The following is a 14925-nucleotide window of genomic DNA, read 5'->3' on the forward strand; positions in this document are numbered from 1 at the left end:
TGGTGTCCTTAGGTTTCACGACGCTAACAAACCGGAATCGCCATCGCTCCATGTGCTAAACAGTATCGCAGCCAATCGGCCAGAAACTGATTAATTTGATGCTTTTCGTCGCGTTGATGCAACTTTTTATTAGGATAATCATACCGCGCTTTGAAGCGAAAGATCTGCTGGCTTGAACACACTTCAGCGACCATTGCATCGTGATAGAGCCGTACCGTCATTGACGGCAGACTCCAGTAGCTTACCGCTGGCAGAGTCTGTTCAATCGCCACTAAGGTAGTGTAGCGGGTCGATTCGACGATCGTTAATCGGTATTGCGCATTGCCCACCTGGTAACTCACCTTTTCTCCCGCTGCATCCGTTCGCGGCAACAGGCGGCGCAGCTGAGCAAAATTGGTTTCACACAGGCGCATCATTTCAGGGAAGTCAGGTGTATAACGCTTCATTTTGTCCACTCGTTTCGTAAATTGTGATAATGCAGTTGCAGCCATTGCAGCGCAATGACAGAGGCTGCGTTGTCGATTTTCCCCTCTTCTACCCACCGATAAGCCTGTTCCCGGCTTACCACATGGACACGAATATCCTCATTTTCATCGGCCAGTCCGTGAATCCCCTTTGCCGTCGTTGCATCGACTTCACCCACCATAATAGACAGCCTTTCGCTGGTGCCGCCGGGGCTGGCCAGGTAACTCAGGACCGGCTTAATACGGCCGACATTAAGCCCGGCTTCTTCTACCGCCTCACGGCGGGCGACATCTTCAGGCGACTCGCCTTCTTCAATCATGCCGGCGACCATTTCGAGCAGCCACGGGCTCTCACTGGTATCATACGCCGCAATACGGATCTGCTCGACGAGCACCACTTCATCACGCACCGGGTCAAAGGGTAGCAAGACTGCTGCGTGACCGCGCTCAAAAATTTCGCGGGTCACCTCGCCGCTCATCTCACCGTTAAACAGGCGGTGGCGGAAACGATATAAATCGAGCGAAAAAAAACCACGATAGAGCGTTTCGCGTGCAATAATTTCTACATCGTTTTTAGAGAAGGTAATCTCCTGCTGATTGACATTACTCATTTCGATATCCTGTAGAATATGAAGTTATGAATTTATAGACGGTGTGGCTACCGTTTTATGGCGCGTATGTTAGATTGGTGCAAATTACCGCCCCATGGCACATAACGCCAACTTTTTACGGTAACAGACTCTATACAATCAGCGATTATTTTTAGAATTTGAGTAGCGCTAAATGCTTCACAACAAGGAATGCAAATGAAGAAACTCTTTCCCATCCTTATCGGCCTGGGCCTGACTGGCTTCAGCGCCATGAGCCAGGCAGAAAACCTGCTGCAGGTTTATCAGCAGGCGCGTATCAGTAACCCTGATCTGCGTAAATCAGCAGCCGATCGTGATGCCGCATTCGAGAAGATCAACGAAGCGCGTAGCCCATTACTGCCGCAGCTCGGTCTGGGTGCGGACTATACCTATACCAGCGGCTTCCGTGATTATAAAGACCAGAACTCTAACGTTACCAGCGGCTCGCTACAGCTCACGCAGGTCCTGTTCGATATGTCGAAGTGGCGCGCGCTGACGCTGCAGGAAAAACAAGCCGGTATTCAGGACGTCACCTACCAGACGGACCAGCAAACGCTGATCCTCAATACCGCAACCGCCTATTTTAAAGTGCTGGCCGCGATCGATACGCTCTCCTATACCGAAGCGCAGAAACAGGCGATTTATCGTCAGTTAGATCAGACCACCCAGCGCTTTAACGTTGGCCTGGTTGCCATCACTGACGTACAAAACGCCCGCTCGCAGTACGATGCTGTGCTGGCGAACGAAGTGACCGCGCGCAACGATCTCGATAACGCCGTCGAAGAACTGCGCCAGGTGACCGGCAACTACTATCCAGAACTGGCGTCGCTCAACGTGGATGGTTTTAAAACCAACAAACCGTCAGCCGTTAACGCGCTGCTGAAAGAAGCGGAAAGCCGTAACCTGTCGCTGCTGCAGGCGCGTCTGAGCCAGGATCTGGCGCGCGAGCAGATTCGCCAGGCGCAGGATGGGCATCTGCCGACCCTGAATTTGAACGCATCCAGCGGAGTATCTAATAACCGCTACAGCGGCTCTAAGAGCATTTCACAGGACGCTGACGTAGGGCAGAACAAAATCGGCCTTAGCTTCTCCCTGCCGTTGTATCAGGGCGGAATGGTGAACTCTCAGGTTAAACAGGCGCAGTACAACTTTGTCGGCGCCAGCGAACAGCTGGAAAGCGCCCACCGTAGCGTGGTGCAGACCGTTCGTTCATCTTTTAACAACGTGAACGCGTCTATCAGCAGCATTAATGCCTACAAACAGGCCGTGGTTTCCGCGCAAAGTTCCCTGGATGCTATGGAAGCGGGTTATTCGGTAGGTACGCGTACCATCGTCGATGTCCTGGACGCGACCACTACGCTGTATAACGCAAAACAGCAACTGTCCAACGCGCGTTATAACTACCTGATTAACGAGCTGAACATCAAATCCGCACTCGGTACGCTGAACGAGCAGGATCTGGTTGCGCTGAACAATACGCTGGGCAAGTCTATTCCGACTTCACCGGATAGCGTCGCGCCGGAAAATCCTCAGCAGGATGCCAGCGCCGACGGCTACAGCAACACCGCCGCGGCAAAACCAGCATCAGCACGCAGCACCAGCGGCAGCAACCCGTTCCGCCAGTAGTCCGCTTGCGTCGTCCGCGCTTCGCTTACCCACACGGGTAAGCGAAGCGTTAAACGTAAGGCAACGTAAAGATCTCCCGCTTTCCGCCCCTATTCGCTTCATTTTCCACCACTCATCCTCTATCCTGAGCGTTAACAAAACGCATACCACTGGGTCCAGGAAGACAATCATGAAACGGACAAAAAATATTAATCACGCCTCCTTTCGCAAAAGCTGGAGCGCGCGCCATTTAACTCCCGTTGCGCTTGCCGTTACGGCCGTGTTTATGCTCGCCGGTTGTGAACAAAGCGATGAAACGGTTTCTCTTTATCAAAACGCCGATGACTGCTCTGCCGCCAACCCGAGCAAAGCCGCAGAGTGCACCACTGCCTACAATAACGCGCTTAAAGAAGCGGAACGTACAGCCCCTAAATACGCCTCCCGCGAAGACTGCGTCGCCGAGTTCGGTGAAGGTCAGTGCCAGCAGGCGCCGGCTCAGGCCGGTATGGCTCCGGAAAACCAGGCTCAGGCGCAAAGCAGCGGCAGCTTCTGGATGCCGCTGATGGCTGGCTACATGATGGGCCGGATGATGGGCGGCGGAATGGGCGCTCAGCAGCCGCTGTTCAGCTCAAAAAACCCGGCCAGCCCGGCCTATGGTAAATATACCGACGCTGGCGGTAAGAGCTACGGCGCAGCGCAGCCGGGCCGTACCATGAACGTGCCGAAAACCGCAATGGCGCCAAAACCGGCCACCACCAGCACCGTGACGCGCGGCGGATTTGGCGACTCGGTCGCCAAGCAGTCAACAATGCAGCGCAGCTCGGCGAGCTCCTCTTCATCACGCTCGATGGGCGGCTAAGCGACATGGAAAGAATCAGCATTACCGAGCGCCCGGACTGGCGTGAAAAAGCGACAGAATATGGTTTTAACTTTCACACCATGTACGGCGAGCCGTACTGGAGCGAAGAAGCTTATTACAAACTGACGCTGGCGCAGGTTGAGAAGCTCGAAGACGTCACGGCAGAACTGCACCAGATGTGTCTGCAGGCGGTTGAAAAAGTCATCGCCAGCGATGATTTAATGACCAAATTCCGCATCCCCAAACATACCTGGGGATTCGTGCGTCAGTCGTGGAAAACCCATCAGCCCTCGCTGTATTCGCGTCTCGATCTGGCGTGGGACGGCGTCGGTGAGCCGAAACTGCTGGAGAACAATGCCGATACGCCGACCTCGCTGTACGAAGCGGCATTCTTCCAGTGGATCTGGATGGAAGATCAGCTGAACGCCGGTCAACTGCCCGCGGGCAGCGATCAGTTTAACAGCCTGCAGGAGAAGCTGATCGATCGCTTCAGCGAACTTCGCGAGCAGTTCGGCTTCCAGTTGCTCCACATGGCCTGCTGCCGCGATACCGTTGAAGACCGTGGCACCGTGCAGTATTTACAGGACTGCGCCGCAGAAGCGGGCGTGGCTACTGAGTTTCTCTATATCGAAGACATTGGACTGGGTGAAAAAGGCCAGTTTACCGACCTCCAGGATCAGGTGATTGGTAATCTGTTCAAGCTCTATCCGTGGGAATACATGCTGCGCGAGGTGTTCTCCACCAAGCTGGAAGATGCAGGCGTGCGCTGGCTGGAGCCGGCCTGGAAGAGCATCATCTCCAACAAAGCGCTGCTGCCGCTGCTGTGGGAGATGTTCCCCAACCATCCGAACCTGCTGACCGCTTATTTCAGTGAAGATGCGCACCCGGAAATGGACAAGTACGTTATCAAGCCCATTTTCTCCCGCGAAGGCGCTAACATTTCTATTGTTGAAAACGGCAAAGTGCTGGAGGCGGTAGAAGGTCCGTACGGTGAAGAAGGCACCATCGTGCAGGAGTTCTATCCGTTGCCGAAGTTTGGCGACAGCTACACGCTCATCGGCAGCTGGCTGATTAACGACCAGCCGGCGGGTATTGGCATTCGCGAAGACCGGGCGATGATCACCCAGGATCTATCGCGTTTTTATCCGCACATTTTCGTTGAGTAACCTCTAACCCCGGCAGTATCGCGTACGGCCGGGGTTTATCTGTTCTCAAGCGCCAATCACCACTGACAGCATGCTCAGGGATCCCATTTCCATTCCTTCTACCGGGATCGTAATCGGCTCCTCGCCGTCCCAGGCCCCCAGTACGTACAGCAGCGGCAGGAAGTGATCGGCCGTTGGGTTAGATAACGATCCGCCTTCATGCGTCAGGTAATTCACCAGCGGATGTTCCGCCACGGGGCCTTTCCATGCCAGGTTCGCCTTCACGTAGTTATTAAACGACTCCGCCCAGGGATAGGCCGTATTCTCGCCGTGCCAGCGTGCGGTGCGCAGGTTATGCACCACGTTGCCGCTTGCCACCAGCATAATGCCTTCATCGCGCAGCTGAGCCAGCTTACGCCCCATTTCGAAATGCCATGCGGCGGGTTTCGTGCTATCAATACTTAGCTGCACCATCGGAATATCGGCGTCGGGATACATTTTAATCAACACGCCCCATGAACCATGGTCAAAGCCCCAGGCTTCTTTATCCAGCGTCACCGGCACCGGCGCCAGCAGCTCAACCAGGCGCTGGGCCAGTTCAGGTGAACCCGGAGCCGGATAATGCATATCGTATAGCGCCTGTGGAAAACCGCCAAAATCATGAATCGTTTTCGGCGCTTCCATCGCCGTCACTCCCGTACCGCGAGTGAACCAGTGAGCGGAGATAACCACGATGGCTTTCGGCCGCGGTAAAGTCTCGCCCAGATGCCGCCAGGCGCGAGTATAGATGTTATCTTCCAGCACGTTCATCGGGCTGCCATGGCCTAAAAATAGCGCGGGCATGCGGATACGGGACATAGTGATATCCTTGATTGAGAGAGAGTTGATGTATTTACATTACGCGCTTTTGATTCAGGATAAACTCAGATAAGCATGATGATGATCGTCAGAAAATTTGAATGTAAGGGGCGGTAAAGAGTGAATCCGTGCACTCGCGATCGTCTATGAATAGCGATATTCTCAATAAGAATCATTTTCATAAGGAGGTGAATGTTGTCCTCACCCATCATTTTGACTCTGCTGGCAGGGAGCGCCACCTTTATTGGGGCAATATTCGGCGTGCTCGGCCAGAAACCCTCGAACCGCTTATTGGGTTTCTCTCTGGGTTTCGCCGCCGGGATCATGCTACTCATTTCCTTAATGGAGATGCTGCCCGCTGCGCTGGCGACTGAAGGCATGTCGCCGCTGCTCGGCTACGGCATGTTTATCATCGGCCTTCTCGGCTACTTTGCGCTTGACCGCATGCTGCCTCACGCCCATGCGCAAGATCTGATGAACCCCGGCATCTCCCGCCCGCGAAATCTGCGACGTACGGCGATATTGCTGACGTTAGGCATTAGCCTACATAACTTTCCTGAAGGTATTGCCACTTTTGTGACGGCCAGCAATAACCTTGAGCTGGGCATGGGGGTCGCGTTAGCCGTCGCGCTGCATAACATCCCGGAAGGGCTGGCAGTAGCAGGGCCGGTCTATGCCGCCACGGGTTCCAGGAGTAAAGCGGTATTCTGGGCAGGGCTTTCCGGGATGGCGGAAATCTTCGGCGGCGTGCTGGCCTGGCTGGTACTGGGCAGCGTGATCTCTCCGGTGATGATGGGCGCGGTCATGGCCGCGGTTGCCGGTATTATGATTGCGCTATCGGTTGATGAGCTCATGCCGCTGGCGAAAGAACTCGATCCGCAAAGCAACCCGAGCTATGGCGTGTTGTGCGGAATGTCGGTAATGGGATTAAGCCTGGTGGTTTTGCAAACGGTAGGGATTGGCTAAACAAAAGCTAAAAACAATAAAGCCCACCATAAGGCGGGCTTTATTCAGCAACCAGCGGCAATTAGCTGGCTTTACGCTCGTGTTCGCGACGGTAAGCCACTAAATCTTCAATGGTGACTACTTCCATATTGTGCTGTTTAGCAAACTCAATGCACTGCGGCGCACGCGCCATAGAGCCGTCGTCGTTAGTCAGTTCGCACAGTACGCCCGCCGGTTTGAGGCCAGCCAGGGTGACCAGATCGATTGTAGCTTCGGTGTGGCCGCCGCGGGTCAGAACGCCGCCCGGCTGAGCGCGCAGCGGGAAAACGTGGCCAGGACGGTTCAGGTCTGACGGCTTCGCGCCATCGGCAATTGCCGCACGTACGGTCGTTACGCGGTCAGCGGCGGAAACGCCGGTAGTCACGCCTTCAGCAGCTTCGATGGTGACGGTAAAACCGGTACCGTAGGCGCTGGTGTTGTTCTCTACCATCATTGGCAGGTCGAGCTGTTTACGACGATCTTCCGTCAGGCACAGGCAGACAATGCCGCTACCGTGGCGAATGGTCAACGCCATCTGCTCAACGGTCATGGTTTCTGCGGCGAAAATCATATCGCCTTCGTTTTCACGGTCTTCATCGTCAAGTACCATCACACCGCGGCCTTCGCGCAGTGCATCTAAAGCACGTTCCACACGTTCAAAAGCGGTACCAAAAGAGGAAAGTAGCGTCTGATTCATGGTAAATAAACCTCATTAATTGTATGGTTACCAGAATCAGGGCAGTCTTAGGAGCGCCGGTTTAGCGGCAAAAGTCAACGCAAGCGGGCGAAAACCCGACTGAGCCGTTACTCTCTCCCATCCGGACTCTAACCGTCGGCCCCGGAATTACACCGGATCTGCTGACCTTTCTGCATTTACAGAAAGCGCTCGCGGGCTTTCAACGCTATGGTTGATTTACCGCCGGTGGGGAATTTCGCCCCGCCCTGAGAATAAGCGAAGTAACTATAACGCTATTGACTATCGTCGGCAATGCATAAGCTTCAAACATTTATGGTTTATAGGTACCGCCGATCGCACTACAATGAGCGAATAACCGACCAGAGCAGGAAACCACCATGATTGACCCGAAAAAAATTGAACAAATCGCCCGCCAGGTTCATGAATCGATGCCGAAGGGGCTCCGCGATCTGGGGGAAGACGTGGAGAAAAAAATTCGTCAGGTGCTCCAGTCGCAGTTAACTCGCCTGGACCTGGTAAGCCGCGAAGAGTTCGACGTGCAGACGCAGGTGCTGCTGCGCACGCGTGAAAAGCTGGCGCTTCTGGAGCAACGTCTGAGCGAGCTGGAAAATCGTCCTCTAAACGCGCCGGCGACGCCGGACGCCGAAGAGAAGCTCTAAAAATAAGCAACGGGCCGTCAGGCCCGTTGTCGTATCGGTTGAGGGTAAGTAGATTAGTGCTCCAGCTCCGCTTCAGGGGTCATGGCTTTATTCGCCTGCTGGCAGTAAAGTTCATAGCGTTGACAAAACCATTCACGATGCTCTTCATCCATATTGCCGACAATGGCCTGAAGATCGACGGGCTGACCTTGTGCGTTCATTCTGGCGAAACTCTGGGCCAGAAAATCAAAATTCTTCATTAAATACATGTCTTTATTCTTCATACGCATACTCCTTCAGCCGTTGGTGTTCTGATTGGTCATATGCTTTTTACTGACTTCAGTATTTATCCTTACCTTAACTTTTTTTGTACGAAAAATGCGCCTGAAATGGCTATTTATTGAGCCAAATCATTTATGCCGTCATTAAATAGAAAGAGGCCCACGATTAGACGATCGCGGGCCTCTGTTGTACGAATTTGCAGCGTTATCGCTGGTTACGCTTATTTTCGCTTACCAGATCCGGATTAGCAGCCGCTCCAGTGAAGAGAGAAAACATTACTGATTGTTATCTTTCTGGATCTTCCTGATGATATTGGTCGTTGAGCAGCCATCTTCGAAGTTGAGCACCAGCACCTCGCCGCCGTTTGCCCACACCTCTTCGCTGCCGGCAATCTGCTCCGGCTTATAGTCCCCACCTTTCACCAGCAGATCCGGCAGAATTCCGGCAATCAGCCGCTGCGGAGTATCTTCTTCAAAAGAAACCACCCAGTCGACGGCCTCCAGCGCGCCCAGCACGATCATTCGCTGATCCAGCGGGTTGACCGGACGAGACTCGCCTTTCAGACGCCGGGTTGAAGCATCGCTGTTCACCGCGACAATCAGCCTGTCACCCAGTTTGCGAGCGTTCGCCAGGTAGGAAACGTGGCCCGCGTGTAAAATATCGAACACGCCGTTGGTCATCACAACTTTCTCGCCGCGCTTGCGCGCCGCGGCTACCGCCAGCTTGAGTTCTTCTTCGCTCATCACGCCAAAACCGGTCTCGGAGCGCCCGCGTACCGCGTTCTCCAGTTCGATAGGCGAAACGGTAGAGGTACCGAGTTTACCCACCACGACGCCAGCCGCCGCGTTGGCAAAGTAGCAAGCTTCTTCCAGAGTATTGCCGGAAGCCAGCGTCGCCGCCAGCACGCCGATGACCGTGTCGCCCGCGCCGGTAACGTCATAGACTTCCTGGGCCTGCGTGGGCATATGCAGCGGCGGTCGCCCCGGCTGCAGCAGCGTCATCCCCTGCTCGGAACGGGTCACCAGCAGCGCAGAGAGGTCGAAATCGGCGATGATTTTCATGCCGCGTTCAACGATCTCTTCTTCATCCTTACATTTACCCGCTACCGCCTCAAATTCTGAGAGGTTAGGCGTCAGCAGGGTAGCGCCGCGATAGCGTTCAAAATCCGTGCCTTTCGGATCGATAAGCACCGGAACGCCCGCATCGCGCGCCAGCTTGATCATGGTCTGGACGCTGGTCAGCGCGCCTTTGGCGTAATCAGAGAGCACCAGGGCGCCAATAGAGCCCAGCGCCTGCTGAATACGTTCGTGCATCGGCTGCGGATCGACGCCGGAGAACCCTTCTTCAAAATCGAGACGAATCAGCTGCTGGTTGCGCGACAGCACGCGCAGTTTGGTAATCGTCGGATGCGTCGGGACGGATACGAAGTCGCACTTCACGTTGACGTCAGCCAGCGCCTTACTTAACGCACGGGCGGCATCGTCAATCCCGGTCAGACCAACGAGGCGGGAGGTCGCGCCGAGCGACGCAATGTTCATCGCCACGTTTGCCGCGCCGCCAGGACGTTCTTCGATATTTTCCACCTTCACCACCGGTACCGGCGCTTCCGGCGAAATACGGCTGGTGGGACCATACCAGTAGCGGTCCAGCATCACATCGCCAACCACCAACACTCCTGCACGTTCAAACTCTGGCAGCGTTACTTTCATTACTCTCTCCTGCGAGACGCAAACTTTGCGCGCGATAATAGCACACCCGGTTTTTTAGTTAAGCCATCAACCACTTCTGCCAGCTGGCGCTGACCTGTTCACGCTCCTGGCTAAACGCATCTGGCGCCACGTGCCCCGGCTGTTCCTGCAGCGCCAGGTGATGTAGCGCATCGCGCAGCGTAGTGTAAGCGTGAGTTAACGCCCTCGCCTCTGCCTCGTCCATAATGTCGTTCTGCGCCAGCAGTTCCAGGATACGAACGTTATCGGACCAGCGCGTGAGCTTCGGTTTATCACTGGCATAGCGTAGGACCAGATACTGAGTAATAAATTCAATATCGGTGATCCCACCGGCATCGGCTTTAATATCAAAGCGATCGTGATGCTTATTCCCCAGGTGAGCGCGCATTTTTTCGCGCATTTCCCGCACTTCGGTCTGCAGTTTTTCGCCTTCTCGCGGGGTAGTAAGAATATCCCGACGAATGGCGTCAAAGCGCGCCTGTAGCTCAGGATCGCCATACACTACGCGGGCGCGAACCAGCGCCTGGTGTTCCCATGTCCATGCCTCATTCTGCTGATAATCAGCAAAGGAATCGGCGGTAGTGACCAGCATCCCCGCTGCGCCAGAGGGGCGTAAGCGAGCATCCACTTCGTACAGAATGCCTGACGAGGTGCGGGTACTGAAAAGATGCATGATGCGCTGCGCCAGGCGCAGATAAAACTGACGGCCGTCGATTTCGCGTTCGCCGTCGGTCATCACCTCCATCGGGCAATCGTGGAGGAACACCAAATCGAGATCGGAACTGTAGCCCAGCTCCCAGCCCCCCAGCTTGCCGTAGCCGACCACCGCAAAACCGCGCCCCTGGCGATCGTGCAGGTGCGTCGGCTGCCCGTAACGGGCCACCATCTGCAGCCATGCCTGCTGGACGACTGCGTCAATCATCGCCTCCGCCAGCCATGTTAAGTGATCGCTCACTTTCATCACTGGCAGCGTTCCGGCGATATCGGCCGCAGCGATGTGCAGCAGCTGCGCCTGCTTAAACTGGCGTAGCGCCTCCAGCTGCTGCTCTTCATCATCTTCCGGTACGCGCAGCAGATACTGGCGCAGTTCATCGCGATAGGCATCGGTGGCCGTTGGCTGATAAAGCGTATTCGGGTCCAGCAGTTCGTCCAGCAGCAGCGGATGGCGGGCCAGCTGACTGGCGACCATCGGCGACGCCGCGCACAGGCTAATCAGGTGCTTTAACGCGCCGGGGAATTCGCTCAGCAGCTCCAGGTAAGTGGTGCGGGTGACAATTCCGGTGAGCAGCGGCGTAATACGCGCCAGCGGTACCGGAGCATCGGCGCGCGAACAAATTTCGCTAAGCAGATGCGGCATGAGCTGGTCAAGCACCTGACGACCGCGCGGACCAATCGTGCGCCGGTCCAGCTCTTTGCGAAAATCGGCGATCAGCGCCAGCACGCTGCGGCGATCGCTGTCTACAAGATGCGCCAGCGCCGGGCTGGTATCATCTTCCTGCAGCGCGTCCTGCCACAGCTCGCGCCAGTACTCTTCAAGCTGCTCATCCGGCGACTGCGTTTCATCGTCGCCGATCAGTTCATTAAACACGCGCCGCACGTTAGCCATCTGTTCCGCCAGCCGCGCGCTGAGTGTCTCCCAGTCGGCAACGCCCATCCCCCAGGCCAGCCGGGCGCGATTAAGTTCATCCTGCGGCAAGGTTTGCGTCTGCTCGTCGTTGATGCTTTGCAGCAGGTTTTCCAGGCGACGCAAAAACAGATAGGCTTCGCGCAGCCTCTGCGCATCCCCTTCCGGCAGCAGATGTAGCTCTTCGATGGCGGCCAGCGTCGGCAGCAGCGCCCGCTGCTGCAGCATTGGCTCACGGCCGCCGCGAATCAACTGGAAGACCTGGACGATAAACTCCACTTCTCGGATGCCGCCCGCGCCGAGCTTGATATTGTCTTTTAATCCCCGGCGGCGCACTTCCCGGGCAATCATGCCCTTCATGTTGCGCAAAGACTGAATCACGCTGAAATCGATATAGCGGCGGAAGACAAACGGCCGCAGCATGGCGCGCAGCTCGTTGGCATAGACGCCATCGTTATCGCCCATAATTCGCGCTTTCACCATCGCGTAGCGCTCCCAATCGCGTCCCTGCTCCTGGTAATAATCTTCCAGCGCGGCAAAGCTCAACACCAGCGGACCGCTATCGCCAAACGGGCGCAGGCGCATATCCACGCGGTAGACAAAACCATCCTGGGTGGGTTGATCCAGTACCTTAATCAGGCGCTGCCCGAGGCGGGTAAAAAACTGGGCGTTATCCAGTTCGCGACGCCCGCCGCGCGTGGCGCCATGTTCCGGCCAGGCGAAAATCAGATCGATGTCGGAGGAGAAGTTCAGCTCGCCGCCGCCGAGCTTGCCCATCCCGAGGATGAGTAGCGGCTGCGGCGAACCTTCAGCATTACATGGAGTGCCCCATTCGCGACAGCAGGCAGCGTATAGCCAGTCGCGCGCGGCGACGATTAAGGTCTCCGCCAGCGCGCTTAGCTGCTGCAGGCTGCTCTCTTCGCTGACCAGCGATAGCGCCTGGGCCCAGGCGATACGCACCATGATCCGACGGCGAAACTGGCGCAGCTCGCGCATCAGCGCGGCTTCATCATTGACCTCGGCCAGGCGCACCTGCAGCCATTCGGCGTAGTGATGCCACTCCTGCGCCTCGGGGGGCGCACTTTCAAGCTCCGCCAGCCACTGCGGCTGCGCGATCAGACTCTGTTCGACGAAATCGCTGAATGCCATAACTGATTGCGCCCGATCGCTCAACGTCGATACGGGAAAATCCGCTGGCAGCCGGCCAGCGACCGTCTGCCAGTGCTGCTGTAATTGCGAAGAAAGCGGCATCTTAGGGGCTCCCTGGCCTGAAATTATCGTTTTCCACTATGCAGCCAGAACGGCTCTGCGGCCAGCGCCTGGCGACGAAAATATTCGATAACGCTGCTGTCATTATGCGTAATCGCCCGGCGGGTTTCTTGCCAGTTTTCCAGCCACGGCGCGGCAGCATCGGCATAGGCGCCGGATAACAGCTGAACGGTGTCAATTTCGCGGGTCAGACGCGGAAGCTGATCGGCATAACCGTCAGCGGACGGCTGACGAAAAGCGTTTTTCAGCTCCGCCGCCGCCCTGGAGAGCTGAATATCCGCAAAGCGTTTAAACGATCCGGCAATTTTCTGCTCTCCGGCTGCGTTCAGGAAAGGACGCCAGCCGCGGTTAACCAGCAGATCGGTGAGCGCCAGCTTCGCTCTGACGGTCGCCACGCTGAAAAGCGCCGCCTGGGTCGTTTCGGCTTCCGCCAGCGCCGCCTCGGCTTCGCTCAAACGTTCACGCAGCAGCGTGGTGGCCTTGCGCGGGACAATACCGCCAAACAGTACCAGCGCGTGCCGCACGCGGGCGATAGCGTGCAAAATCTCCGCTTTCGCTTTCGCATTGCCGCGATTGAGGACTTCATCATGATATAGCCAGTGCGCCAGCGCGCTTTCCAGCGCCGCCTCCAGCCCCTGTTCGACGCTGGCTTTCGGCGCGACGCGAAGGATCGTTAACGCGGTCAGCGGGCGTTCTTCGTTGCCCTGCGCCAGATGATAACCTCGCGCCGCTTTGCTCAGGCTTCCCTGACGCAGTACGCCGGTATCCAGCAGGCCGCGGGCAAGGGTCAGAATATCCTGCGTATTACCGGACAGAAGCTCCAGCTCCAGCTCGCAAATGGGTTCCTGATGCTCGCCGGCTTTGACTTCGCCGCGATCGAGTGCGATTTCAATTTCGCTGTCGCCTTCTTTGACCACCCATCGCTCACGCTCAAAATCGGTGCTGAAAAGCGGCTGTACGTTCTCAGCAAGCTCCGCCGGCAGTTCACCCTGCGGCCAGACTTCAGCCGGAAGCTTTTCCAGCGCCAGCTCAGGGCTTTCCAGCGGAATGTTATATTCCGGACGCTGATGCAGACCGCCGACGACGCGCCCGGCGATTTTCAGCGTCATCTCATAGCGCCCCTGGTCGCCGCGAACGCGCAGCCCCATGTCGTGGCGGCGCAGCCAGTTATCCGCCGTTTCATAGTAAATATTCAGTAATTGACCCGCGGGCGTGTGCTTTGCCTCCAGCGTATTGAGGTGCTGACGCAGCGCGTCAACGCCATTCTGATCAACGATAAACTTTAATTCGATTTCTTGAGCCATGACTGAATTCTTCCGCTTATATGCTGTGCCGGGAAATTGCGGCGAACTAACAACGATATTTCTTGTCAGTAAATAGTATTTTGCGGCGAATCGCCATGCAATGCGCATTTTGCCGGGCCACCTGATGGATGATTCCGATTGTGGCGGAAAACTTTGCGTCGCTTCGGCGATGCCACTACTATCGTTCAACTTTTTATGACCAAACGATGACCTGATGCCAAAATTACGCCTTATTACATTGACTTTGCTGGCGCTGAGCGCCGCCACGGCGGTTCACGCGGAAGAAAAACGTTACGTTTCAGATGAACTGAATACCTGGGTGCGCAGCGGTCCGGGCGATAACTATCGCCTTGTGGGCACCATCAACGCCGGCGAAGAAGTCGCAGTGCTGCAAACTAACGACAGCACTAACTATGCTCAGGTGCGCGACAGCAGCGGCCGTACCGCCTGGATCCCCTTGAAAGAGCTGAGCAACGAGCCCAGCCTGCGCACTCGCGTGCCGGATCTGGAAAACCAGGTCAAAACCCTGACCGATAAACTGAATAACATTGATACCACCTGGAACCAGCGCACGTCGGACATGCAGAAGAAAGTCGCCGGTAGCGATGCCGTCATCAACGGCCTGAAAGAAGAGAATCAAAAGCTGAAAAATGAGCTGGTTGTCGCGCAGAAGAAGGTGAACGCCGCAAATCTGCAGCTTGATGACAAACAGCGCACCATTATCATGCAGTGGTTTATGTACGGCGGCGGCGTGCTGGGCGTCGGCCTGATTCTGGGACTGGTGTTGCCGCACCTGGTACCGAGCCGCAAGCGCAAAGACCGTTGGATGAACTAATTCGT

14 protein-coding genes and 1 riboswitch are annotated in these 14925 nt (G+C 56.1%); of the genes, 6 read left to right on the top strand and 8 right to left on the bottom strand.

Translation table 11 applies throughout. From position 1 onward, the window contains the following. Positions 1-23: 23 nt before the first annotated feature. Positions 24-446, bottom strand: a complete 423-nt coding sequence (locus HMPREF3178_RS18675) for a DUF1249 family protein (protein WP_004105856.1) — start codon at positions 444-446, stop codon at positions 24-26. After that, positions 443-1075, bottom strand: a complete 633-nt coding sequence (gene nudF / locus HMPREF3178_RS18680; RefSeq protein ID WP_004105859.1) for an ADP-ribose diphosphatase — start codon at positions 1073-1075, stop codon at positions 443-445. Before nudF ends, HMPREF3178_RS18675 begins: the two co-directional genes overlap by 4 nt. A gap of 195 nt (positions 1076-1270) precedes the next feature. Between nudF and tolC the strand changes: the two genes are divergently transcribed. The 3 genes from tolC to HMPREF3178_RS18695 all read left to right on the top strand — a co-directional run bounded on the left by tolC (position 1271) and on the right by HMPREF3178_RS18695 (position 4723). Beyond that, complete coding sequence (gene tolC / locus HMPREF3178_RS18685; protein WP_004105860.1) at positions 1271-2719, top strand: outer membrane channel protein TolC; 1449 nt, start codon at positions 1271-1273, stop codon at positions 2717-2719. 169 nt (positions 2720-2888) lie between these two features. Next, entirely contained in the window at positions 2889-3557 is a 669-nt protein-coding gene (locus HMPREF3178_RS18690) for a DUF1190 family protein (RefSeq protein ID WP_004105863.1), read from the top strand. Between the two features lie 5 nt (positions 3558-3562). Then, positions 3563-4723 (top strand): glutathionylspermidine synthase family protein, encoded by a 1161-nt coding sequence (locus HMPREF3178_RS18695; protein WP_017145412.1) that lies wholly within the window; start codon positions 3563-3565, stop codon positions 4721-4723. Positions 4724-4768: 45 nt separating this feature from the next. Here HMPREF3178_RS18695 and ygiD read toward each other — a convergent pair whose 3' ends face one another. Beyond that, positions 4769-5560 (bottom strand): 4,5-DOPA-extradiol-dioxygenase, encoded by a 792-nt coding sequence (ygiD, locus tag HMPREF3178_RS18700; protein WP_004105868.1) that lies wholly within the window; start codon positions 5558-5560, stop codon positions 4769-4771. A 195-nt stretch (positions 5561-5755) separates the two neighbouring features. Here ygiD and zupT point away from each other — a divergent pair, with 195 nt between their 5' ends. Beyond that, entirely contained in the window at positions 5756-6526 is a 771-nt protein-coding gene (gene zupT, locus HMPREF3178_RS18705; RefSeq protein WP_024274733.1) for a zinc transporter ZupT, read from the top strand. A 61-nt stretch (positions 6527-6587) separates the two neighbouring features. Here the strand turns inward: zupT and ribB are convergent, their stop codons facing one another. Further along, positions 6588-7241 (bottom strand): 3,4-dihydroxy-2-butanone-4-phosphate synthase, encoded by a 654-nt coding sequence (gene ribB / locus HMPREF3178_RS18710; RefSeq protein WP_004105870.1) that lies wholly within the window; start codon positions 7239-7241, stop codon positions 6588-6590. Between the two features lie 105 nt (positions 7242-7346). After that, a riboswitch (FMN riboswitch) is annotated at positions 7347-7498 on the bottom strand. A gap of 120 nt (positions 7499-7618) precedes the next feature. Between ribB and ubiK the strand changes: the two genes are divergently transcribed. Further along, positions 7619-7900: a ubiquinone biosynthesis accessory factor UbiK gene (ubiK, locus tag HMPREF3178_RS18715; RefSeq protein ID WP_017145410.1), complete on the top strand. Its 282-nt coding sequence runs from the start codon at positions 7619-7621 to the stop codon at positions 7898-7900. 53 nt (positions 7901-7953) lie between these two features. On the opposite strand, the gene glgS is transcribed toward ubiK, so the two are convergent. The 4 genes from glgS to HMPREF3178_RS18735 form a co-directional block, all read right to left on the bottom strand. Continuing rightward, positions 7954-8163, bottom strand: coding sequence for a cell surface composition regulator GlgS (glgS, locus tag HMPREF3178_RS18720; RefSeq protein ID WP_004115630.1), 210 nt, complete (start codon positions 8161-8163; stop codon positions 7954-7956). 273 nt (positions 8164-8436) lie between these two features. Continuing rightward, positions 8437-9870 carry a bifunctional D-glycero-beta-D-manno-heptose-7-phosphate kinase/D-glycero-beta-D-manno-heptose 1-phosphate adenylyltransferase HldE gene (gene hldE / locus HMPREF3178_RS18725; RefSeq protein ID WP_004115631.1) on the bottom strand — a complete coding sequence of 478 codons (1434 nt, stop codon included), beginning with the start codon at positions 9868-9870 and terminating at the stop codon, positions 8437-8439. 58 nt (positions 9871-9928) lie between these two features. Further along, a complete protein-coding gene (gene glnE, locus HMPREF3178_RS18730) occupies positions 9929-12763 on the bottom strand; it encodes a bifunctional [glutamate--ammonia ligase]-adenylyl-L-tyrosine phosphorylase/[glutamate--ammonia-ligase] adenylyltransferase (protein WP_017145409.1) in 2835 nt (944 codons plus the stop codon). Between the two features lie 23 nt (positions 12764-12786). Further along, positions 12787-14085, bottom strand: coding sequence for a CYTH domain-containing protein (locus tag HMPREF3178_RS18735; protein ID WP_017145408.1), 1299 nt, complete (start codon positions 14083-14085; stop codon positions 12787-12789). Between the two features lie 214 nt (positions 14086-14299). On the opposite strand from HMPREF3178_RS18735, the gene HMPREF3178_RS18740 reads away from it, so the two are divergent. Continuing rightward, positions 14300-14920 carry a TIGR04211 family SH3 domain-containing protein gene (locus HMPREF3178_RS18740; RefSeq protein ID WP_017145407.1) on the top strand — a complete coding sequence of 207 codons (621 nt, stop codon included), beginning with the start codon at positions 14300-14302 and terminating at the stop codon, positions 14918-14920. The last annotated feature ends 5 nt before the right edge of the window (positions 14921-14925 follow it).

This window comes from Klebsiella sp. HMSC09D12 (assembly GCF_001808475.1).
GTDB classification, from domain to species: Bacteria; Pseudomonadota; Gammaproteobacteria; order Enterobacterales; family Enterobacteriaceae; genus Klebsiella; species Klebsiella oxytoca.